Genomic DNA, 22,201 nt, shown 5'->3' on the forward strand with positions numbered 1-22,201 from the left:
GATATAAACAGTGGGATAATTAAATATTAATTGATTATTCTTTTTAGAAATATCTTCTCTAATGACATCGATACTCTTAACACTATAATCCATTTCATAAATGACTGGAGAGTTTATTTTCATTTTATATCACCTCGCTTAAAGAATTGTTAAATTTAATATATCACAAAAGTACAATAGTTATGAGACTACTTTAAATAAAACGATTTTATAAAACTTTTATCGCTAACGAGTTATTACCTATTTCGAAAAAAAGTATGAGGATCAATTTACCTATCCCCATACCAATTCTCCACATAATTCTTCAGGTCACGCAGTTCCGCGTAATTTCTTTTATAACCTATCTTGATGCATGCATTGATCTTTTTGTGCAGGATGGATATGAAGCTAGTTCTGACTTCTTCTTCCAGGTGGTCTTTTAATGCTGAGAGTAAGCGGACGGTGTCAGATATATGCTGAATATAGAGCTGATTTTCTGTGGTCAAATCCAATATGATCATTATTTTTAGTTTTTGTGCATGTGAAACCATCGTGATCAGCGACAAGCGTTGCTCCGTTTCGTAGAGGATTTACATGAGCAGCGGATCCAGACTCCCCAGCTTATCGTCGGTCACTTTTTTCAGCATGACGACTTCTGTGTAAAAGAAAAAAGTGTGTTGAAATATACTTTTGCATCGTCAATTTCCTTGGCAACATCAATTACTTGAGCCAGGTCATCGGTCAAATCCATTATATTGTATGGGTCAACAATCTTTTCGACCTATTTTTTTTCTAAGACAAACATACGATTTTTATCCCTTAATACTTCTAGCAGTTTAAGCAATGATGTTGAATCTGATACTAAATCATCTGACTCAAATTTAGTATAATAGTTTCCTACTATTCCTTCTTCCTATTCATGACTATCTTTATTTTCGATATATCCTGTTATTTTATCATCACTATCTGCTACTCCGTATATGTCAAAGTCTTTCTTCTCCGTATCTTTCAAAAGTATCATAATTATTTAATATCATTTTATTTTCAGCTCCCGAACTTTAGCATTTAAGGCATTACATTCAATAACAGTTTTTCTGATTCCCCTTCTTTTTTCAGAAGATCCTGTTCCATGCGTGAGTATCGTTCTCGTAATAATATGCATCTCATCTTTGTTCTTAGGTGAAATTGGAATATGTAATATGACCCTAAAAAGTTACTTTTAGGGTCACTACAAATCAATTTTCTTGTTGTATTACTTCTGTTCTTCAAGCATTTCCAAAGCCTCTTCCAAACTCTTCCCGCTATAATCTTGAGCTTCCAGCCACTGTCCGGTGACTCCTTTGGGTACAAAGGCGCCGATGATCATGCCGGGGATAACGGTCTCCACGTCATGCGGTGCTTTTTCTCCGCCCAGGTCTGTTTTGATCCAGCCGGGGTAGACGGAATTGATCATGACGTTTTTGGCTTTCAGTCTCCCAGCGTAGTCCTTGGCGAGTTTGTCCAGCGCGGCTTTTGACGCAACATAAGCCCCTATCGCCGGCTGGTTCTTGACGACGCTGGTGGTGTTGATGATGCGTCCGAATTTTTGTTCCACCATGCCCGGCAGTAACTTCTCTAACAGGATCATTGGCGCGATCACGTTGATCTGATACGTCCGGACATACTCACTGGCATCCACTTGCCATTGAGGGTTCTGAAACTTTGACATGACGCCTGCATTGTTGAACAGAATATCCACCGTTGCTTTTTCTAAAACCGTATCGGCCATTTGTCTGACTTCTTCTTCGTTCGACAGTTCCGCAGCCACAGGAAAGACGTCTACACCGAGCTCTTTGATCTCTTCGACTAGTGATTCTGTATGCGCAACATTCCGGCTATGAACGATGACATTCGCACCGTTTTTGGCCATCGCTAAAGCGATCTCCCGTCCGATCCCTCTGCTCGCTCCTGTGACAAGTGCCCATTTTTTTTTGACATCCAACATATTTGTTTCCTCCTGTAAATAATATTTTAGTAACAAAGCGTTCGTGTAACTGGTTTCTGCCACGATTAACTAGTGACAGGATAAATACTGACTATTTAATATCAGTATACGCTTTCATAGGTATTTGAGGCAAGGTAAGAGCTTTTTGATCTCATAAATCTCATGTAGACTTTTGAATAACAAAAAAGGCACGAAACCAAAAAAGGATTGATTTCGTGCCTTTTGCATATACTATTTAACAGTTAGAGTCCACAACACAACGCTTGGTTACCTTCATCTTCGTTGCGCATTCTGATGTTAGTCGCCTAAAGCATTGCTCACTGGCCTTTATACCTTGTACACCTTTAACCTTGATAAACGACAGTAAAGGATAGGTTATTTAAAACAGCTCGTCACAGTGCTCCAGTTGATAACATGATACCGATTCCGGTTATGACAACACTCACAATTGTGATGGCCTTTTTGATATGATAGGGTTTGTTTTCTCCCGAAAAATAAAAGAAAAGGAACAAGCCCGTTGTAAGGATACTCATTAGTACTGCAAACACACTATTCATCTTAAGATCTAATAATAGAGCGATCAATTCAATCACAATAACAATGGCTGATGAGTAAAATAAAGCCGACCAAATATCGTTTTTATAGACATCAGAATCTTTAGCGATCCACTGGGTCGGGAATTTCGTCACCAGATATTGAAAACCCACGCCAATTAATCCGGCTATAACACCAAATACTGACCCGAAAACGAGCCCCAAAGACATCACTTCGGGATTGATCTCAGCTAGCTCAGCAAATTGCGGTTCAGCTGCAAAATCTGCAGTATTCAAATTGATTACGATGGACGCAAGCAGAACAACAACAAAAACAGCAAGCGCTATCCATGGAAATCTTTTTTTATTGTTTCTTACCTTCTCATTCTCATTCATCTGTTTTTCCTCCTCGTTTCATAGTTAAGATAGAACATCCTGCTTGTTGAATACATAATAAGCCAGTCCCAAAAACAACCCAACATACACAGCATTAACGATCATGGAAAAGGGTAAAGTTAAGCCCTCAATGGATACCATTCGTCCTGGTAGATAATTCTCTAAACTCCAGTTTGCCGTTAATAAATACTTGGCCAGATCCGTTCTTGATGCGACGTACTGAGTTAAGCCGGCACCTAAAAATAAGGCTCCTAATGTTACACCTAGAGATAGTGAGGTGTTTTGCGTGATGGTTGATAGCATAAACGCCAAGGATGCGATAATGACTAAATAAACCAGGTTGCTGGCCACTAATCCGGCAAAATAGCCTATAAATTGCACATGTTCATACTCTCCATTCATCGTCATGAAGACATATTCCGACGTTGGATTCATATCTGTTGTGAATAACGAGAAGATGGCCGTCGATAAGTATAACAGTCCATAATAAAAGAACGCCAATAGCAGGGTCGTGATGTATTTAGACGTTAATATTTTTGACCGAGACTGGGTACGTATCAATAGCAATTTAATGGTCCCCATAGAAAATTCTTTTGATACCATAGCACTCGCTGCGATCGTTACAAAAATACCTATCAGTGCATTCAAGCTTGATGCCCCGATTAAGCTGCTATAAAAATTATTTACGGCAGGTGGCTCAATATCTTCGGCTAAATGATAGCTTAATCGCCCGATCTCGCTTTCATTCATAGTGACTGTAATGCTTTCATCAAACGATAACTCTGTGTCTCGATTGAGCACTTCTTCTGTTTCTTCTTGCAAGGTGGTTATTTGCTGTGACACGTCACTTTGCCAATTTTGGCTGTATGTACTCGACTCGCTTGCCTGTTCATTTTCGAAAATCAGCGGTATGAAACTGAGCATTGCCGAAAGGCCGACAATGAATATCATAATAATAATGTTGCTTTTTCTTGAAAATACTTTTTGCCATTCGTTAACTATTAGTTTTATCATCATATCCTCCTGTTTTCAGTTGTCAGATCCATAAAGCGATCTTCGAGCGAATGTTTTTTCGGTTCCACACTGTATAGTGCGATACCGTTGTCCACGAACACTTTCACTATGCTGGAAACATCGGACAGTTCAGAGGGTAATTCTACGACCAAATAGTCCTCATTCAACTGGCTGGTCATGTCGAAATGCTCTTGTAACAGTGCTTGCGCTTTTTCTCGATCAGAGACTTTGAAGTGATAATGCTGTTTTGCTTCTTCCTTAACGTTTTCTACTGCAATAAGTTCGCCTTCCTTAATGATAGCGATACGATCACACATGAGTTCGATTTCACTTAATAGATGACTTGATACGATCACTGTGACATTTTTCTCTTTTGCAAGCATACGAATGTGACGTCTTAATTCCTGCATGCCTGCGGGGTCTAAGCCGTTGGTTGGTTCATCAAGAATCAACACCTTTGGATCATTCATCAACGCCTGAGCAATCCCCAACCGCTGTTTCATCCCTAGTGAGTAGTCTTTAACCTTGTCATTGATTCTGTCGGTCAAATTTACAAAGTCTACAAGCTCTGCAATTTTCTCTTTAGAGACATTCGTGTGCATGCGTGCAAAATAGTCAAGGTTCTTTTGTCCTGAGAAAAAGGGATACATCTCTGGATTTTCGACAATCGCTCCGATATTTCCTAAAGCATCTTTGTGTTCTTTTTCAACATCATGGCCGCAAACACTGATCTGCCCTTCATTTATCTCAATAAGTCCAACAATCATGCGAATAAGCGTTGTTTTCCCGGCGCCATTAGGACCGAGCAGCCCTAAAACTTCCCCCTCGTTGATCGTTAAAGAGAGATCTTTGATGATTTTTTTTCTATTGATGGTTTTTCCTACATTTTCTATTGCGATCGTTGCCGTCATATTATCTCCTTTTCTATCTTTTTTAATGGTGTATTTGTTTAATCTTATGAGAACATTTACGAATGATTTACTTCCAACATACCGGAACGATCCCCTGGCTGATACTCTCTGCCAGCAGCTCGAGTCTTTCTTGTATGATCGATTCTCGTACGTTTCTCTATAATTCTTTAATTAATTTAACTGTCTCTACATCGAAAACGCCCTTTCCGTCTTGTTTTGTATTACGCAGTCTCTTAATTAAATCTAACATAACTGGAAAATAATTAAAAGGGTATAACTATAAATGTATTAGTGTATATAACATTTAAAAATCATTCTGCACTAGTAGCATTTCAAGAAAAAGTGATCCGTAATGTGGAACAGCTACCCCGACATTCAAGCCCATTTGCTAAAGTGGCTTGAACTGATTATAGAAAAAATCACTGATCTGATAGAGAGCCAAGGTAAATTAGGTCAACTCATCGTAACGTCCATTCCAGCATCAGTCACGGTCATGGCCATCTTACTCGCCAATAACATCTGTGATTTAGAAGGAAATATTGAAGATGACCGGTTTACGCTTGCGTATCCTATCGGTGTAGATAAAGCACTCCTTGTCTTCAAATGGTTTTAGCCGCTTACACTGCTGTCATCTTATTAGTCGTTTTTTGGACCTTCCAAAGTCTTGTGGCGTTGTCTTTGTAAACGCTCTCCTACGTCTTCAAGAATATTTGTATCTTCTTAAACGAACAGTACAAAAAGATGACCTTTATGACGAGAAGCATCAACTCAGCGGTCATTCCGGTTCCGATCAATTTGACCAGGTGCCTGGCTGGACATTTGAGCGTGTCTTTAACAACGTTTCTGAGAGAAATAAATTAGACAAAAAAATCAGTGATGATCTGAAAGAGCCCCTCTTCCAGTATTCATCGCTGATTTATTTTGTTTAAACGCGCTGTTTCTCGCATACATTAAATAGATGGTAAGTGACAAATGTCTAAAGCTTATGATTCAGACAATTTATGTCAACATATTCTCTCCATATCATTAAGTGTCTAAGCAGATATAAAACTAGGTATTTGTATGCAGTATTTAAATGCTGGTTACTGTCTTTTCATACTATGCTTTAATTATTCCAACATCTCCAAAGCCTCTTCAAGACTCTTCCCTCTATAATCTTGAGCTGCCAGCCACTGTCCAGTGACTTCTTTTGGTACAAAGGCGCCGATGATCATGCCGGGGATGACCGTTTCGACATCATGAGAGGCGTTTTCTCCGCCCAAGTCTGTTTTGATCGAGCCGGGGTCGATGGCATTGATCGTGACGTTTTTGGCTTTCAGTTTCTTTGCATAATCCTTGGTCAGTTTATCGAGTGCCCCTTTTGATGCGGCATAAGCGCCTTTCGCTGGGCTATTCTTGATGCCACTCGTGGTGTTGATGATGCGTCCAAATTTTCGTTCCAGCATACCTGGCAGGAATTTCTCTATCAGGATCATTGGGGCGATCACGTTGACCTGGTACGTCCAGGCATACTCACTAACGTCCACTTGCCAGTAAGGGTCCTGTCCCTTTAGCATGACGCCTGCGTTATTGAACAGGATATCGACCGCTGCTTTCTCTGAAACCGTATCGGCCATTTTTCTGACCTCTTCTTCATTCGACAGTTCCGCTGCCACAGAAAAAGCTTCAACACTTAATTCTTTGATCTCTTCGACTAACGATTCTGTATGCGCCAGCTCTCGGCTATGGACGATGACGTTCGCCCCTTTTTTGGCCATGGCGAGTGCAATCTCCCGTCCGATCCCTCGGCTGGCTCCTGTGACAAGGACCCATTTGTTTTTGACATCTAACATATTTATTTCCTCCTTGGTTATTTTGCGGTAAAGGTATCATTGAGTCCATCGTCTACTGTAGCAGTTAAGGACAGACTAGAGATACATCCCACTTAAAGTAAGTATACCTTTTTTGAAAACGATTACACAAGAAACGGCCATTTCAAAGTTGAGAGCTTACACCTTTAAAAAGGACATTTGAAAAATACCGGTCATAATAGGAGATTCTCCAATCAACAATTGGATCACCATCCATTTAAAGAATAGTTAGCGTTCATATCTATTCTTATTATTGCTTTTTTACTATTCAAGTATGATTCATATTAAGATTTAGTATTCCTCTGCCACAAACACGCTTTGTTCAGTAGAATCTTTAGAAACCATGTAGAGTAACTGTTTAGGTTTATCCAAATCATTCAGCATTTCCTCAATTTGTTCTGGTACCTTGTTGGTGTAATGCTTATCTAATTTGCGTTCTAACCAATTTTTTTGAAAAGCTGAGCATTAGTTAAAATCGGAGCGTATCTTTTGTTAACCTCGTCCTTTAGGTTAATCATAAACGGATTTGGATAATTTTTACCTAAAGATTGCATTTATTCTTCAATAAGAGGTGTTTGATCAGTTTCACTGACACTCTTCATTCGTGTAGATATTTCAGCTAACTCACATTGTAAACTTAAATAATCTGCATAAAAACATAATTGGATGGTCTGATTAATTTCCTTATCATCAATTAGTTTGATCAGCTCCTTCATTTTGTTGATTTTCGTTAACTGTTTGACCTTTTCGATAGTTAAATCATCCAGATCCATTCGTTGCAGTCTCAAATAATACTCGTTAAACACTTCTCGAGCATTAATATTTAACTGTCTGATTTCAATAATATCAGAAGCATCGACATTCTCTTTTTCGGTAATCTTCGTTAATCTCTCTTTAACAGTTAAGAGCATCGCTGTTTTTTCATCATGATGATAAGAGACAAGTTTATCTATCTCACCTTTGATCGATTGCAAATCACGCGTTATTTGATGCATATAATGCTGACCTGAGATCGCAGCCATTTCCTTCTTACTTGCGCCTGCATCTGGATTAACTGGAGACAATGCTTCGGATGTGTTTAGCTTACTAAAGCCTTCGTCCTGAGTGATGTCTTCATTCTTATTTTTTGCTGGATCTGCATTAGTATTGCTCATTGGCTTTTTCTTTAAAGAGTAAATAAGTACAATTATAATAATAATAGAGATACCGATTACTGTTAAAATTGTTAGTATGGCATCATTCAACTTGTTTCCTCCTAGGACAATTCAGTTTTTTTAGCTATCAAAAGCCGAAAGTGAGTTGTCATTTCTTTGCATTATTTAATTATATATTAAAAATATTTATTTATAATTTAGCTCCCCCATACCAATTCTCCACATAACTCTTCAATTCACGCAGTTCCGCGTAATTTCTTTTATCACCGATATTGATGCATGAATCCATCTTTTTATGCAGGATGGATATGAAGCTAGTTCGGACATCTTCTTCTTCCAGGTGGTCTTTGAACGCTGAGAGTAAGCGGACGGTGTCAGACATGTGTTGAATATAGAGCTGATTATCTGTGGTCAAATCCAATATAATCATTATTTTCAATTTTTGTTCGTGCGATACCATCGTGATTAGTGACAAGCGTTGCTTCGTTTCGTAGAGGATATACATAAGCAGTGGATCCAGGCTCCCCATCTTATCGTCGGTCACTTTTTTCAGCATGACGACTTCTGTGTAAAAGAAAAACAGTGTGTTGAAATACACTTCGGCATCGTCAATTTCCTTGGCAACATCAATGACTTGAGCGAGGTCATCGGTCAAATCCATTATATTGTATGGGTCAACAATCGGTTCTTCTCCGAGATAGGACACGATCGTTTCGACAAAGGTCATTTTCAGATACCTTAAATCGGGGTACAGCCGATAGATGGCGTGCTTGGACAAAAGAAACTTTCTTTCTGCCGGATATTTTTCTGCCAGATCGATCAGCATTTCGATCAATTCGTTTTTATATAAGCGTGATAGATACAGTCTGATATTGGCAAAAAATATCAAGTCATTGTCCTTTACTTTGTTTTCATTGAGGTAATAAAAGGCAGCGACCTGATGCTTGCAGTAAGGTCCCGTCTCGTAAGGACACGTGCACGATGTTTCAGATACGGTGTCTTTGTCTTCTTTTAAGCGCACGACCACGGTGTATCTTTTTAATCCTTTCACTTCAAACTCAAAGTGTGACTCATTCTTCTTCAGAACTTCTTTAATCATATTTCTCCTAAAGTAATCCAGTCCACGCTCAACAATAATTGGCTCCACCGTGTTCTCAAAAGTCGACAGTTTCATTATCCTCACCCCTTTTTCAGCTGGTTTTTTTGACTGAGTCAGACAAGATGCTTGTTTTATTTGTATTTCTTATTCTGATAAATTAGCTTGCAGTTATTCTGTTTCATCTTCCAGTATAAGACTCATTTCGTAAATGTTTCCATCTGGATCCTCGTATTGCTGGTTTGGTATGTCGATCAACTCTACTGCTCGTCCGTCGTAGGAAGAGGTAACCGTGTCTCTGGTCAAAGGCTTTTACAGCGTCATTTCTTTCTTGATTTTTACAAAAACGATGCCTTTTTCCTCTGTGAAATCTTCAAGATAAAAAGATTGCAAATCGATATAACTACGCTGTTTGATAAAACAGGCTTTTTTCTTAGTATCCATCATGCCGGTGTAAAGGGTCTCGTCTTGTTGGCCTCTGATGTTATCCATCACTGCGCCTGTAGGGATATCGGCATGGGACAATATCCGAAAGGCTTGCAGAATAGCTTCTTCACGGTCCAGATTCGCTGGTGTGTGTGCAACAAGATAAGCGGAGCGAACAAATCGCGACGGTGGCGTAAAGTCTCCCGGCAGTCCGACAGAGCCACTGCCTTCCCCGAGCTTGCTGAGTTTAGTCGTGTGATACATTCGTTCTTCAATGTTTTCTGGTTGCAAGCTCAGGTAGTTTCTTAAGTTAGTAGTATGCCAGGGGAAATCGGGTGCATTGGTCAAGACACCAAAAGGGTTATCATGAACGGTTAAGATGCCATTTTTCGGTTCAAGGACAACGCCGTTTCCGTCTGCATCCATGAAAAAGAAATACATTTCTTTCGACAGGTCGTTAGCGTCTATCCCCTTCTCGACGATACATAATTTTTGGGCTTCCGCTTTCACTTCCGCAACAGTGGCACAGCGTGTAAGCAGATAATCAAATGCGCGAGCAGTTGTTAAGTTGAGCTTATCCGGCATTTCCGCGTCTGCAAACGAGGCATATCCGGGGAAAAGATTGTTTGAACCCATTAAGCCCTGTTCATTTATGCCGTCACCAAAAGAAGCGATATTGAAAAAGGTTGTGCCGATGGTCGCATAATGAGTGGGAAACACGCCATCCGTGGTCGTGATGAACCCTTTGGTGTTCTTGGGAACATAAGTGATCTTGTTATCCATCTGGAAGCCCACTTCGAGCGTACGACCGAACACGACACCGTCTCTATATGAAAACCCGATTGTTGTACACATTTGATACACTCCCTTTGAAGTTGAGTCTAAATAGCTTACAACCCCGTTTGCTTATTTGATTTTACTGAGTTCATCCTTCATCGCCGGCCTGCGGTTATAAGTTTCTTCCAAATGACTGATGACGGTGCTTTTTTCCTGAGAGCCGAAAAGTTCCCCGTAGGTATTCAGTTTGCGGCAGAGCACTTTATACTCTTTCCGGTTTGAAGATTCCTCGGCTAATTGATACATGTACCGTGTGTACAGGGTAAACGTTTCTTCCGGATAAGCGTCTTTAAGATAGTTGATAGTCTCTTCGATAAGAGCCGGATTATTTTTTGTCAGTGACAGTATAGCCTCGGTATCCTGTTCGACTATGATCAGCTTTTTATACAGGTGAAAAGCTTCAAAAGAGTTCATCGCTTGAATGCTTTGTTTCGTTTGGGTGTAGAGGTCTTCTGGATCTTCAGCAATCGCTTTTATTTTTTCGTAGTACTCAAACTCTCCCGCCAGGATAAGTTTCTTTCCTGTTTCGATCTGCTTGTCCGTCTCGTTCATGCCTGCATAAGCTTGGTATGCGTGTCTTAACTGGTCCCGCTTTGCATGCAACGGTTTGGAACCATCATCAAGGTCCAGTCTGTCCAGGACGTCACTGTATGCCTTTTTTTCCAAAAGATACTGGATAAGTTCTTTTTTCATATAGCGGTCTTCTTCGTGGGTGTATAGAAAGTCTTTATATGTGTCTTCTGATTCGTAGGTTCTAATGACAGATGCTTTCAGCTTCAGTAAAACTGAAACAGTGTAAGGCTGATTTTCTTTGTTGAATTTTTCCGTTTTTTTATCAATTAAATCAACATAGGCCTCGCGCACTTGCTTTTCTGGGACAGCCGTGCTGAAAATTCCGAGCAAGTCTATTGCTAGGGTCTCCCATCCCTCATAAATCTTAAGGTTGACCGTTTTTTCCAGTTTCTTTAACAGGGATAATTTGGTCTTAGTGTCCATACTTACCTGATTTAATCGATCCTGAAGTTCGCCTTCAATCCCCATCAAGAGACTGCCGACCGAACCGGCTGAATCGTCGGACTGCTCGATCAACTTCACCGTCTTTTTATGCATATAAAGTAAACTATCAAAAACGGGGGGGCACATCTTTGACTTCAGCAATAACGTCTAGGATATCTTCCAGTTGATCGGTCAGATGCATGGTATCGTAATACCCGATAATCTGATACGGATGAACGTAAGAGGAAATGACTTCGTCTATTTTCTGTTTGAAGTAGGTCGGTCCGACTGCATTGGATGTTTCTTCACTGTACTTGAAGAGATAAGTGTCTTTTTCAAAGGGGTAGGTCTTGAATAATCCGAGTAGCATACTGACAAGCTCGGCTTTGTCCAGCGACTCAAGAATCACTTGGGCATCCACTTCTGACTCCTGATGCCTCGTGGTCGTTTCTTTTTCGGTCAGCTGATAAAGCGCAGCGGCAATATGCTTGCAGTAAGGCCCTCGATTATACGGACAGTCACAGCTGATGTCTTTTACCGTGTCTAAGTCCGCAGCCAGTTTCAGTTCTACAGTATAGTGCTTTGAACCTGTAATTTTAACTATATAATGTGATGAGTTAAACTGATCAATAGACTCGATGAACCGGTTGTTATAATAAGCCTGTCCCCTCTCTAATATCACAGGATCAATGGATTTTTCAAAGTTAGATAATTTCATGGTTACAGCACCTCCAAGGTTGGTTGCATGACGATGTAATACTCTTTTATGGAACGCTATCTTTATCATAACGCACGCTAAGCATATGAAAGAACTATATATCTTTGAAAGGATTTCTTTTATTTAGTAGAAGGCGAGTTGATGCCAACTCACCTTCCTAAAAGCAGTGTGATCAAATGCTTGTTTCAGCGTTTAGGGTCACTTCGGTTGGACAGCAGAGCCTGTTCTGGCTTAATCGAAACAAGTGTCTGATAAATAACCTTCCACTCCTGTCGATTAACTGTTTATCGACAGGAGCTTGGTCTGAAAAAGAGCAAGCTTGTAACGATTAGACGTTATCGACATAAGTAAAGCTGATAAAGTGCTTCACTTCTATCGATTAGCATTTAGTCACCAATGAAAGACATCAATGAGCAAAAGATGAAATATTAAAAGACAAGAAAAAGACTAATTGGTGCTTTATCTGGAGGTGTTCTGTTACCTGCAGCAAGTGCAGTGACTCTAGCATTCGCTGGTATGGTTGCATCTGAAGTAGAGTATGGAAAAATAGTGCTTATTCGAAAGTGGCGTGTAACGAACATATTTGACCAACTAGCATAAATATAAAAAGATAATAAAAATATTTTCAGGGTTGATACTAAGGGATAGGACCGGAAAGTGTTCCTGTCCTTTTTCTGTCCAACTCAGTGTAACCTTTCCAGAGTGATCAGCTTATTCATAAGAAAACACCTTACGTGTCTTCAGTTAAGAAAACAAATAAGGTGTGAATTTTTCGGCAGTTTATTTTGCGGGTTACTGCAACCACTGCAGGAATACCTGTCATGATTTTTTCTGACGAGCTTTCAATTCCCCTTAACTTAAGGGAGCTGATTTGTTCCAGAACTCGTCATAAATCTGTTCTGAATCGGTTTGTGGGATGAACAGGAGTTTGAATTCGGCGGGGGATTCCCCTTCTTTGAATGAGACTTTCAAGTGACCCAGCTCTTTTTTCGCTAACCAGACGGTCGTCGACTGGGCAAAGGCCTGGATGTTTTTTCGAGCAATAAACAACTGAACGGTTGAAAGCCCCTGAAATTGCTGTAAGCAGAGAATATCTGACGCTTGCACGCTGTATCCCTGGACGCGGCTCTTCTTCCATCCCGTCACGAGTGCGATGATCAGAGCGAACGCTAAGCCCACTCCGATTAGTCTGTTCACCATGAAAGCAGCGCCAACTAGGAGCACGCCCATAAGGAGTGTCCAGCGCAGGAAATACCAGAGCTTGTCCTTGGAAACCTTTTGGATCTGTGGTTCTTGAATAGCGATATTAGGCAGGAATTCGGTCAGCTGACTGTAGACGCTGTTGTTTTTGATAAGTGGAAACAAGAAGACTTTGCCGGCGTTCAGTCCTGCGCTCTCTTTTTCCTGGCCGCCCATTATCAATAGTTCCACGGATGACCGCTGAAACAGCGTGCGGATGATTTGTTTGTGTAGTCGGATGCCCTGGATTTTTTCCAGCGGGATCTTTTGAAGCTTCCTTTCAAACAAACCATACTCTATCGTAAGTGTTTCGTCCTCCAGGGAGGCTTGATAGTTGTAAAATAAGACATAGTTTTTCAACAGCGATAAAGCCCCGATGATCGTTATACCAATAAACGGCAGGAGGATGCTCAGCGCGCCTTCAAAGTAATCAAGCAAAGAAAAGATCTCAGCATACAAACTATCGGGTAACCATTCCAATGCAAAAGTAAAGATGGTGCCCAATACGAAAATAGCCGTCACATCCGTCAGTGCATACAGGCCGATCTCTTTGTTGGTCAAACGAAAGCGGATGTCTGAACGGTCGGCAGGAGTCCGGTTTTCTTTTACATGGACAGCGGTTTTGTTTCTAAAGGTTTCGATTTTTTCCAGCAGTGAATAATCGACTGCGGTCAACGAAGCTTCTGCTTCTTCAGATGAACTGCTTGCCGTTTCGATCAGGACTTCGACCACATCGAATGGTTTGAAGAAAAACCATTGCCGCTGCTTGATCGTCTGAATCCGGTCGTAGGTGATCTCTGTTTCTCTTTTCTTGAAGATGCCTCGGTAGACAATGATTTTTTCGGAAGATACGTCATAGGTCACCGTTAGGTATTTGACGATACTTTTCATAAGAATGAACGCTACGAGCGCACTTAATCCGATGATCGAATACAGTCCGCGATCGTTAATATCCACCAGCAGGATAAAAAACAGGAAGACCCATTTCCTCAAGTCTCTGATAAAATAAACCAGCATGACTGAGGGATGAAATTTTTTACGCTCAGTTTCCATCTTCACTCAGCTCCTCAACTTTCAGCAATACATTGTGGCGTATCATTTGAGCTTCTTCGATGGACAAGCCGGCGATATGATGGTTGGTCGCAGCGGTATGTATGATCAGTTCCATCAAGTTCTCTTGTCGCAATAACGGGCCCTGTTCCGTCTCGATGTGCTGAATCCGGGAAAATGGGACGTATGTAATCGAGCGAAAGATGAAACCTTTTTGGAAAACGACTTCTTTACCAGTTATTTCATAACGGAAATACGTGTAACGGTAGCTGATGAGGAAAAAATTCAACAAAAATATGAGCAGGATCACTGAGAGGTAGCTGCCGGCAATCAGCTGCCAAATCGTCGTCAGTCTTTCAAAATACATTAGTGCGCCGGCGAAGACTGCGCCAAACAAGAGTGAGAGGGTAAAGGTGAGCAAACTTGTTTTTATCCAAACTTTTTTGATCGTTTCAGGTAATTGATTTTTCAATAAGGGGTAGTTCATGAATACGCTCCTTTAGATTGTTTTGATAACTACGTAGGTCCAATTAAATAGATCTAGTAATGTTCATTTCTGTTTATAGTCCTTTGCATAATTATTTAGCATAAATAATAGCCAGAGACTCAAAAGTGAACCTGTAATTGAAAAGGTTAAAAACATTACTATATCTTCGCGCATGACGAATGACAAATATAGAAAACCACTTACGACACTAAAAATGACAAAGTAAATAGCTAATCTGACTGTTTTTGGACTTTTATTTGATTGAGCGACCTCTATTACTCCTTCTAGAAAGACTTCGACTAAAAATTCTATAAGATCTGACATTATCCGTTACTCCTTTTTTTTGACTAATTATATGTACTTTAAAGTGCCTTGATTGGAATAATTAAAGATTGGACATCCCTATAGTGTCTAACTGTTCATAAATATGATAAGCTTGAAGCAGAAATCACTTATGAGGAGGAAATGTTTTATGCAAGAAAGAACGCTCGTCTTGATTAAGCCTGATGCTATAGAAAGAAATTTGATTGGTGCCATTATTAGTGAATATGAACGCAATGAATTGAACGTCATTGAAATGAAAATGGTGACTGCTTCAAAAAGTACGGCGAAGAAACATTATGCCGAACATGAGGGCAGATCGTTCTATCCTAACTTGATAGAGTATCTAACATGCGGTCCCCTCGTCGCTTTGATCGTTGAAGGTGAAAATGCCATCACGCGTATCCGTGCTCTGAACGGGTCCACTGATCCACAAAAGGCGGATGATAAGACCATTCGTGCGTTGTATGGTCTTAGTAAGCCTAAAAACACCGTCCATTCCTCAGACTCCAAAGAAAGTGCTGAACGGGAAATTGAGATCTGGTTTGGATAATTGAATGAAGACGAGGAGCTGGAATTTTCCAGCTCTTTTTTTTTGCACATTTATGGATTATTGATTGACTTGTATGAAGATATTATAAAGAAAAGAGTTGTTTTTCTAGGAAACACTTATTTAAGTATAGCTTTTATAGGTTTAAGATGCCATCTTAATTCATTATAGTTTCATGCTAATAAAACAGCGCGTGTGCGCTGCTTTTTTGTTCCTTACTCGTGAACTTCCCACTGACACGGACCGATCGTCATCTCGCTGAAAGTGGCTTTAAACGACGCGTCTTCCGGACTGCAGGCGTAGACCCCGAAGGAAATGGTCCCTTCCCCTTTTTCGAGGTGACAGATGCGCATCTGCTTGTAGTCCTTGCCATCTAAACTGTATTCGATCCTGAAGTCGGACGCGCGGCGGCTGAGTCGGTACCAGAGGGTTTTGATGCCGGCATCCACATCCTGGGTCGCCCAGTCAGAATAGCCACTGTTCGTTACGACACTCCCCAGTCGCTGATAGCTCTTATTTTCATATTCCAGCGACGCTTTGATCCAGTTGTCCGCATCCAGATACAAGGCGATGCCTGCCTGGTCAAAGCGATGGCCGCTTTCACTTTCCACTTTTGTGACAAACGAAAAGTAGGTTTCGTCCGTGCGTGTCTGTATGACTGGGGCATTGTCATTCTGAAAACCATAATACGTGCGCTGCCATAAGTCGGTCCCTGGCTCAGTATAAATGGATAGCGCGTCAGCGGTTATCTCCATCTTTTTAGGTTCATGTACCGTTTGAAGCTCTTGAGATAAAAACTTTTGCGACATGATTCGTTCCTCCTCGGTTAATCTGAGTAAATTAAGATAGACTTATTGTAGCGCACCTTTCAATAAAATAAAAGAATGACCTTTTTTACATAAATAAATGCCTGTAATGAAAAAAGCAGAGCGGCTGCTCTGCTTCCTTATTGAAGTTACGGGATATGGTTGGGTTGTTTGAAAAGAGTCTCTTTGTTTAGTTACACTTGTTATCTAAAGGAGTTTCGACTCAAAGGCGGTTAACTTGTTTAGATTAGGTGGTAATCTTGACGAGTTGGGACTCTTTCACACTAAACTCCTCAAGATTACGGTTTATCTTAAGGAGTTTAGCACCAAACCAGCTTAACTTCTTAAGATTAGCCCCAAACCGATCTGGATTCCCCTAAAACCTTTCAGTAATGAAAAAAAGCAGAGCGGCTGCTCTGCTTTCCTTATTGCTTTTACAACATAACGTAGAGATAACTCGCGACAAACAGGAAGAATCCGGTCATGGAGGTGATAATGCCGTTAAAGGTGAGTTCGATATGTGAAATATCGTCCAGGATACCTGATTTTTTAACGACGCCATTGTATATACCGGTGCCGGCTACTAGCATCAGCATATAAATGATGCCTTTTTGAAAGTAACCGGCCGTAAAGACGGTTGCTTCATAACCGAATAAAATGTCGATGGAAACAGGTCCGAATACGCCTGAAACTAAGATCAGCGTTCCCATAACGAAAACGAGAATTTCTGAAAGCCTGTCTTCTCTCATAGGTTTGACTTCATCCGGACGTTCGTCTTTGCCGAATAGAATCGTACTGAATTTCAAGAAATACGTAATGGTTCCCAGATTAATAACGTTGAGGCCAAATTGCACCAGGGCAGCATCACTGCCGTATGCAATGAGGTATTTTGAAACACTGCCGTTAAACAGGGGTGCCCCGGTGACGCCTAGGATACCAAACAAGACAGCTAGCCCGATCAGCGGCATGGTACGCATGACTCCTCTGATTTGCCGGATGTCTCGCGTCCCATAATAATGATAGATTTGTCCGGCAGCCAGGAACAACGCGGATTTAAAGAGCGCGTGACTCACGATATGGAACATCGCGCCCCAGAAAGCCACTTCCGGCCCCATCGTCAAACCGATCATGATTAGTCCGATTTGAGAAACCGTTGAATAGGCCAGGATCATTTTGATATCGTTTTGACCTAAAGCCATGATGAAACCAAATATCGAGGTCATAAACCCGATAACCAGGAACAGTTCCGGAACACTTATCACGGCTTCGAACATGGCTGTGAAGCGAATAAACATGTAAACACCTGTTTTGATGTACAGACCCGATAACAGGGCCGATACAACCGGCGGAGCACTCGGCGTACCGTGCGCTTTAGGCAGCCAGCTGAAGAGCGGCACGACGGCCGTTTTCAGACTCAAGGTGGTCATCATCAAGGCAAACGGTAAATAAAGCGAGCGCGGGTCTTCCACTAAAGGAAGAGCTTCCGCAATGGCATTCATTTCCAGTAATCCGGTCGTGCGGTAAATCATGCCGATCCCAAACAGTAAAAAGGCGGTTCCGATAACGTTAACGAAGAAGTAAATCATCCCATCGTAGATCGCCTGTTTTTCCTTGTTGATCATGATCAGAATGGATACGACCACAGTGGCGACTTCGAGTAAAACGTACAAGTTAAACAAGTCGGTACTCAAGAACAACCCGGTGATCAGAGCTTCCAGTACCAGCAGTAAAAAACCGAACTGCGTGGTGAAATAATCCTTATGATAAGCAAAGATCAGCATCATCAAAAAGATTATGGCTGTAAGCAAAATAAATACCGATGAGATCGTGTCCGCCATCAGCGTGATGGACAGTCCCTCAGGGGCGCCGGACATAAAATTGAATATCGTATTGGTGAGCCTGACATCAATGAAGATATGTAACGCGTAAAGGAGTTGCACTATTTGCACGAAAATAATAAATAAGCGTGTGTCTCTTTTTGAAAATAAAATGGTTAAAACTCCGGCCAAAATAGGACCGACGATGAGTAAGTAAAGCAAGGCTTGTCCTTCTTTCTGTGTTTAAAGTCCAGTTATTACATACATGTAACCAGCTAATCCGATGAAGAAAATCAATTGCAATGTGATCATCGCATTAAATGATAGTTCTACGTGCCCTACTTTGTCAAAGAAGTCACTCTCTTTGACCCAGCCGCGATACAAAGCATATGCGGCAAAACTGAGCAAGAGATAAACAAAGCCTTTTTCTAAATAGGCTGAAGTTGAAAATACAAAGGAATAGCCGTATAAAAAAGTAATAAGTCGATTGCCAAATAATCCGGTTAATAAAGTCAGGACACCAAAAGTGAGTGTCACCCACTGTGTCAGATTGAATGGGTCTTTGGATTCTTTTAGTTTTTCGGGTTTGATCTTTTCACCAAACAAAACGGAAGCGAATTTGATGCTGTAGAGCAAGGTCCCGAAGTTGATAACATTGAGCAGAAGTTGGATATAAGGGGAATCACTACCGTAACTGATCATGTATTTTGAAATCGATCCGTTAAACAGCGGTGCTCCCGTTATACCGAGCAGACCGAACAGGATCGCTGCTCCGGTGATCGGGAATGTCTTCATCACTCCCCGAATGTCCTGGATATTGCGTGTCTCGTAGCGCGTATTCAAGGTGCCTACTGACAGGAACAACACGGTTTTAAAGAGTGAGTGCGCGAACATATGGTACAGGGTGCCATAGAAACTGTAATCCGTGCCTAACGATATGCCCACGACCATCAGTCCCACTTGCGAGATGGTCGAATAAGCGAGCAACAGGCGCATATCGTCCTGTGCTACGGCGAAGATAAAGCCGGTAATAGCAGTGATAAAGCCGATGACCAGAAAGAACATCTGTAAGTCGATCACTTGAGCAAACATATGAGTGATCCGGATAAAAAGATACAAACCCGTCGTTTCATATACGCCTGATAAGATGGCTGGGATAACCGCCGGGGCACTTGGTGTTCCGTAAGCAATCGGCAGCCAGCTGGATAATGGAAATAAAGCTATCTTCAAACTCAACGTGGTCATCATGAAAGCAAACGGTAAAATTAGCGAACGTGGGTCATCGACTTGGGTGATGACTTCTTCAATCGCATAAATATCTAAAAAGCCAAACGTTCGGTACAAGAAACCCGTCCCGAACAACCAGAAGCCTGAGCCGATGACGCTCACGAAGAGAAAAATCATCCCATCGTAAACGGCTTGTTTATCTTTGCGTATCATGATCAGTATTGCAATGACCACCGTAGAAACTTCAAGTAAAACATAGATATTAAACAAGTCGGTCGATAGAAACAAAGCGATAATGAGCGATTGTAAAGTCAGATACAAAAAACCGAATTGAGAAGTAAAGTAATCTTCCGCGTACGCATAAATAAGCAGACCTAGAAAAAGCAAGGTGGTCAACCAGATAAGGACGATCGCTATACGGTCGGCATATAACGTAATCGCAAACTGTCCGGGGTACCCGCCCATATTATCCGCGATCGCCCCGTCTTGCCGGACTTTGTAAAATAAGTACGATGTGTATCCGACGATACCGACTTGGGAGGCTATGATCAGCTTTCTTGAGTCACTATGGATAAACCCGATATTTATTACAGCGATTGCTATGGGAACTATAATGAGCCAATAAAGCATGTATCATCTCTCCCTTCTTTAGAAAGCGTTATTTTAACTGTAAAAAAAGTGAGAGCTCCGGCCCAATACATTCGTTGACTTTTCGCATAAAGGGTTTCTTCCAAAACGGTTTAATTGAAACAATCTTTCACGCGACTTGTTAAGGTTCTTTAGCCACGCTATGTTGAATGATTGAAACAGATACTCTCACATCAAAACTATTATAAAATAAAATTCAAGAACAGTACGACGACAACGAAATACCCTGTCATGGCGGTAATGATCCCGTTAAAGGTCAATTCCAAGTGACCGATTCGGGTGATCAGTCCCCCGTGTTTAATGATCCCGTGATAAAAGCCTATTCCGGCAACAATCATCAACACGTAAACCATGCCTTTTTGAATATATTCATCCATGTTTACATGCACTTCGTAGTTTAGCAGGAACAGCGTCATGGCTTCACCGAAGATCCCCGTAAAGAAGGAAGCAATCCCCATCACCAGGGATGCGCCGACAGCAAAGACATCTGATTTCACGCGCTTGCCTTTCGTGTTTTCACCGAACAGCATGGTCGCATATTTAACGAAAGACATGGTCGTTCCCAAGTTGATGATATTGAGCATGATGGTCACATTGTAATCGTAAGTCCCATGGGCAATCATATACTTGGAAATACTGCCATTAAAGAACGGTGCTCCCGTGATACCCAGGATCGCCAAGGCCGTTGCCGCAGCAACCCAGGGCATCCGTTTGAACAGTCCCCTGATTTCGTAGACATCCCGCGTGCCGTATTCATGATAAATAAGTCCGGCCGTCAAGAACAAAGTCGATTTGAAAATAGCGTGGTTAAAGATATGATAAACCGCTCCCCAGAAAGCAATTTCTGAAGCCATGTTCAGACCGACCATGATCAGACCGATTTGAGATACGGTGTGATAAGCCAGGATCAGCTTGATGTCGTGCTGACCTAGAGCCATCATAAAACCAACGACCGAGGTGATGAACCCGACCCAGAAAAAGAACGTCTGCATATCGATCACAGGTGAGAACATTTCATTGAAACGAATAAACAGGTATACCCCGCTCTTGATGTACAAACCACTTAAAACGGCGGATACTACAGGCGGTGCACTTGGTGTGCCGTGTGCTTTTGGCAGCCAGCTGAAGAGCGGTGTGACCGCTGTTTTCAGTGATACGGTGACCATCAGCATGCCGTACGGTAGAATCATAGATTTGGCGCTGTCGAGATGCTGCATGGATTCGCTGATCGCACGCATGTCGAGCAAACCGAATGTCCGGTACAACATACCTGTGCCAAACAGTAAGAACGAGGAGCCGATGACGTTGACAAAGAAGTAAATCATCCCGTCGTAGATCGCCTGTTTTTCTTTATTGATCATAATCAGGATAGCCACGACAACGGTAGAAACTTCTAAAAAGACAAAAATATTAAACAAGTCACTGGACAAGTATAGTCCCATCATCAGACCTTCTAAAGTCATAAAAAGAAAGTAAAATTTTGATTTGAAATAATCTGCATTGACCGCGTAGACTAGAAAAGCAATATAAAAAACGGCAGTCATTAAAACCATAAAGATAGAGATCGAATCGGCATATAAACTCAAAGCAATGCCGTCCTCATACCCACCTGTGCTCCAAACGATCGGTCCATTTGCTTTAACAGCCATGAACTGACTGAAAGCAAAGGCCGCGAAGGCAACCTGGAAGATGAACAGCAATGGTTTGGCTAAACGCTCACTGAGCACATAAGCGATCACTCCAACTAAAATGGGTGCTAATACTAAGATTCCTAACACTTAACGTTCACTTCCTTATTAATTTCTGTTTCTGGACCAGTGCGTGATGCCGTGTTTTTGTTTGTAGTGCATGAACATGGTCAAACCGATCGCTGTAACCCCGATACCGATAACGATCGCTGTGATCATTAATGCTGAAGGTACAGGATCGACGAAAGGCGCATCGCCTTGCTGGCCAATGGGCGGAACAGACCCTGGAACGTAGTTGATCGTAACGTAAAATAAATAGATGCCGGATTCCATGATAGACATGGACATGATTGTTTTAATGATCGATTTTTTCGTCATCAGTCCGTAAAGACCAATAAAGAACAACAGAATGCCAACAATCTCTCCAGTGATAAAATCCATTGGTTTCATCTTCTTTCTGTAAGTGTAGTTAAT

At 41.4% G+C, this 22,201-nt stretch carries 23 protein-coding genes; 3 read left to right on the plus strand and 20 right to left on the minus strand.

The window, feature by feature from the left end; genetic code table 11:
• Nucleotides 1-269 precede the first annotated feature (269 nt).
• The 5 genes from AX762_RS05200 to AX762_RS05220 form a co-directional block, all read right to left on the minus strand.
• The gene (locus AX762_RS05200; protein ID WP_071848099.1) at nt 270-545 is read right to left on the minus strand and encodes a hypothetical protein; all 276 of its coding nucleotides are present in this window, start codon (nt 543-545) and stop codon (nt 270-272) included.
• A gap of 686 nt (nt 546-1,231) precedes the next feature.
• A complete protein-coding gene (locus AX762_RS05205; RefSeq protein WP_071848100.1) occupies nt 1,232-1,963 on the minus strand; it encodes an SDR family NAD(P)-dependent oxidoreductase in 732 nt (243 codons plus the stop codon).
• Nucleotides 1,964-2,355: 392 nt separating this feature from the next.
• Nucleotides 2,356-2,892, minus strand: coding sequence for a hypothetical protein (locus tag AX762_RS05210; RefSeq protein WP_071848101.1), 537 nt, complete (start codon nt 2,890-2,892; stop codon nt 2,356-2,358).
• A 24-nt stretch (nt 2,893-2,916) separates the two neighbouring features.
• Nucleotides 2,917-3,909, minus strand: coding sequence for an ABC transporter permease (locus tag AX762_RS05215; RefSeq protein WP_256244449.1), 993 nt, complete (start codon nt 3,907-3,909; stop codon nt 2,917-2,919).
• Nucleotides 3,906-4,817 (minus strand): ABC transporter ATP-binding protein, encoded by a 912-nt coding sequence (locus AX762_RS05220; protein WP_071848103.1) that lies wholly within the window; start codon nt 4,815-4,817, stop codon nt 3,906-3,908. The genes AX762_RS05215 and AX762_RS05220 overlap by 4 nt, the downstream gene beginning before the upstream one ends.
• 352 nt (nt 4,818-5,169) lie before the next feature.
• Between AX762_RS05220 and AX762_RS05225 the strand changes: the two genes are divergently transcribed.
• The gene (locus AX762_RS05225; RefSeq protein WP_071848104.1) at nt 5,170-5,430 is read left to right on the plus strand and encodes a hypothetical protein; all 261 of its coding nucleotides are present in this window, start codon (nt 5,170-5,172) and stop codon (nt 5,428-5,430) included.
• Between the two features lie 34 nt (nt 5,431-5,464).
• Nucleotides 5,465-5,746, plus strand: coding sequence for a hypothetical protein (locus AX762_RS12585; RefSeq protein ID WP_143139305.1), 282 nt, complete (start codon nt 5,465-5,467; stop codon nt 5,744-5,746).
• A 180-nt stretch (nt 5,747-5,926) separates the two neighbouring features.
• On the opposite strand, the gene AX762_RS05230 is transcribed toward AX762_RS12585, so the two are convergent.
• From AX762_RS05230 to AX762_RS05270, 10 genes are all read right to left on the minus strand, one after another.
• Nucleotides 5,927-6,649: an SDR family NAD(P)-dependent oxidoreductase gene (locus AX762_RS05230; RefSeq protein ID WP_071848105.1), complete on the minus strand. Its 723-nt coding sequence runs from the start codon at nt 6,647-6,649 to the stop codon at nt 5,927-5,929.
• Nucleotides 6,650-7,221: 572 nt separating this feature from the next.
• Complete coding sequence (locus tag AX762_RS05235; protein ID WP_071848106.1) at nt 7,222-7,911, minus strand: hypothetical protein; 690 nt, start codon at nt 7,909-7,911, stop codon at nt 7,222-7,224.
• Nucleotides 7,912-8,011: 100 nt separating this feature from the next.
• Complete coding sequence (locus AX762_RS05240) at nt 8,012-8,995, minus strand: SWIM zinc finger domain-containing protein (RefSeq protein ID WP_071848107.1); 984 nt, start codon at nt 8,993-8,995, stop codon at nt 8,012-8,014.
• 93 nt (nt 8,996-9,088) lie between these two features.
• Nucleotides 9,089-9,223: a hypothetical protein gene (locus tag AX762_RS13120; protein ID WP_256244453.1), complete on the minus strand. Its 135-nt coding sequence runs from the start codon at nt 9,221-9,223 to the stop codon at nt 9,089-9,091.
• A gap of 6 nt (nt 9,224-9,229) precedes the next feature.
• Nucleotides 9,230-10,198 (minus strand): linear amide C-N hydrolase, encoded by a 969-nt coding sequence (locus AX762_RS05245; protein WP_071848108.1) that lies wholly within the window; start codon nt 10,196-10,198, stop codon nt 9,230-9,232.
• 51 nt (nt 10,199-10,249) lie between these two features.
• Entirely contained in the window at nt 10,250-11,290 is a 1,041-nt protein-coding gene (locus AX762_RS05250) for a hypothetical protein (protein ID WP_071848109.1), read from the minus strand.
• A gap of 13 nt (nt 11,291-11,303) precedes the next feature.
• Nucleotides 11,304-11,894 carry an SWIM zinc finger domain-containing protein gene (locus AX762_RS05255; protein WP_071848110.1) on the minus strand — a complete coding sequence of 197 codons (591 nt, stop codon included), beginning with the start codon at nt 11,892-11,894 and terminating at the stop codon, nt 11,304-11,306.
• Nucleotides 11,895-12,746: 852 nt separating this feature from the next.
• Entirely contained in the window at nt 12,747-14,186 is a 1,440-nt protein-coding gene (locus AX762_RS05260) for a PH domain-containing protein (protein WP_071848111.1), read from the minus strand.
• A complete protein-coding gene (locus AX762_RS05265; RefSeq protein WP_071848112.1) occupies nt 14,176-14,670 on the minus strand; it encodes a PH domain-containing protein in 495 nt (164 codons plus the stop codon). Before AX762_RS05265 ends, AX762_RS05260 begins: the two co-directional genes overlap by 11 nt.
• A gap of 63 nt (nt 14,671-14,733) precedes the next feature.
• The gene (locus AX762_RS05270) at nt 14,734-14,994 is read right to left on the minus strand and encodes a hypothetical protein (RefSeq protein ID WP_071848113.1); all 261 of its coding nucleotides are present in this window, start codon (nt 14,992-14,994) and stop codon (nt 14,734-14,736) included.
• 148 nt (nt 14,995-15,142) lie between these two features.
• On the opposite strand from AX762_RS05270, the gene ndk reads away from it, so the two are divergent.
• Nucleotides 15,143-15,544, plus strand: coding sequence for a nucleoside-diphosphate kinase (ndk, locus tag AX762_RS05275; RefSeq protein WP_071848114.1), 402 nt, complete (start codon nt 15,143-15,145; stop codon nt 15,542-15,544).
• 212 nt (nt 15,545-15,756) lie between these two features.
• On the opposite strand, the gene AX762_RS05280 is transcribed toward ndk, so the two are convergent.
• The 5 genes from AX762_RS05280 to AX762_RS05300 form a co-directional block, all read right to left on the minus strand.
• Nucleotides 15,757-16,350, minus strand: a complete 594-nt coding sequence (locus tag AX762_RS05280) for a DUF1349 domain-containing protein (protein ID WP_071848115.1) — start codon at nt 16,348-16,350, stop codon at nt 15,757-15,759.
• 431 nt (nt 16,351-16,781) lie between these two features.
• Nucleotides 16,782-18,386: a complex I subunit 5 family protein gene (locus AX762_RS05285; protein WP_071848116.1), complete on the minus strand. Its 1,605-nt coding sequence runs from the start codon at nt 18,384-18,386 to the stop codon at nt 16,782-16,784.
• 21 nt (nt 18,387-18,407) lie between these two features.
• Nucleotides 18,408-20,021, minus strand: coding sequence for a complex I subunit 5 family protein (locus tag AX762_RS05290; protein WP_071848117.1), 1,614 nt, complete (start codon nt 20,019-20,021; stop codon nt 18,408-18,410).
• A 200-nt stretch (nt 20,022-20,221) separates the two neighbouring features.
• The gene (locus tag AX762_RS05295) at nt 20,222-21,817 is read right to left on the minus strand and encodes a complex I subunit 5 family protein (protein WP_071848118.1); all 1,596 of its coding nucleotides are present in this window, start codon (nt 21,815-21,817) and stop codon (nt 20,222-20,224) included.
• Between the two features lie 18 nt (nt 21,818-21,835).
• Nucleotides 21,836-22,168 carry a sodium:proton antiporter gene (locus AX762_RS05300; RefSeq protein ID WP_071848119.1) on the minus strand — a complete coding sequence of 111 codons (333 nt, stop codon included), beginning with the start codon at nt 22,166-22,168 and terminating at the stop codon, nt 21,836-21,838.
• Between the last annotated feature and the right edge of the window lie 33 nt (nt 22,169-22,201).

The sequence above is a fragment of the Alkalibacterium sp. 20 genome (assembly GCF_001885615.1).
In the GTDB taxonomy this organism is placed as follows: Bacteria; Bacillota; Bacilli; order Lactobacillales; family Carnobacteriaceae_A; genus Alkalibacterium.

Bases quoted from the DNA above. Each gene is read 5' to 3' on its own strand.
- AX762_RS05205 (WP_071848100.1), bottom strand. From the start codon at position 1,963: ATGTTGGATGTCAAAAAAAAATGGGCACTTGTCACAGGAGCGAGCAGA.
- AX762_RS05210 (WP_071848101.1), bottom strand. From the start codon at position 2,892: ATGAATGAGAATGAGAAGGTAAGAAACAATAAAAAAAGATTTCCATGG.
- AX762_RS05215 (WP_256244449.1), bottom strand. From the start codon at position 3,909: ATGATGATAAAACTAATAGTTAACGAATGGCAAAAAGTATTTTCAAGA.
- AX762_RS05220 (WP_071848103.1), bottom strand. From the start codon at position 4,817: ATGACGGCAACGATCGCAATAGAAAATGTAGGAAAAACCATCAATAGA.
- AX762_RS05225 (WP_071848104.1), top strand. From the start codon at position 5,170: ATGTGGAACAGCTACCCCGACATTCAAGCCCATTTGCTAAAGTGGCTT.
- AX762_RS05230 (WP_071848105.1), bottom strand. From the start codon at position 6,649: ATGTTAGATGTCAAAAACAAATGGGTCCTTGTCACAGGAGCCAGCCGA.
- AX762_RS05240 (WP_071848107.1), bottom strand. From the start codon at position 8,995: ATGAAACTGTCGACTTTTGAGAACACGGTGGAGCCAATTATTGTTGAG.
- AX762_RS05245 (WP_071848108.1), bottom strand. From the start codon at position 10,198: ATGTGTACAACAATCGGGTTTTCATATAGAGACGGTGTCGTGTTCGGT.
- AX762_RS05250 (WP_071848109.1), bottom strand. From the start codon at position 11,290: ATGCATAAAAAGACGGTGAAGTTGATCGAGCAGTCCGACGATTCAGCC.
- AX762_RS05255 (WP_071848110.1), bottom strand. From the start codon at position 11,894: ATGAAATTATCTAACTTTGAAAAATCCATTGATCCTGTGATATTAGAG.
- AX762_RS05260 (WP_071848111.1), bottom strand. From the start codon at position 14,186: ATGGAAACTGAGCGTAAAAAATTTCATCCCTCAGTCATGCTGGTTTAT.
- AX762_RS05265 (WP_071848112.1), bottom strand. From the start codon at position 14,670: ATGAACTACCCCTTATTGAAAAATCAATTACCTGAAACGATCAAAAAA.
- AX762_RS05270 (WP_071848113.1), bottom strand. From the start codon at position 14,994: ATGTCAGATCTTATAGAATTTTTAGTCGAAGTCTTTCTAGAAGGAGTA.
- ndk (WP_071848114.1), top strand. From the start codon at position 15,143: ATGCAAGAAAGAACGCTCGTCTTGATTAAGCCTGATGCTATAGAAAGA.
- AX762_RS05280 (WP_071848115.1), bottom strand. From the start codon at position 16,350: ATGTCGCAAAAGTTTTTATCTCAAGAGCTTCAAACGGTACATGAACCT.
- AX762_RS05290 (WP_071848117.1), bottom strand. From the start codon at position 20,021: ATGCTTTATTGGCTCATTATAGTTCCCATAGCAATCGCTGTAATAAAT.
- AX762_RS05300 (WP_071848119.1), bottom strand. From the start codon at position 22,168: ATGGATTTTATCACTGGAGAGATTGTTGGCATTCTGTTGTTCTTTATT.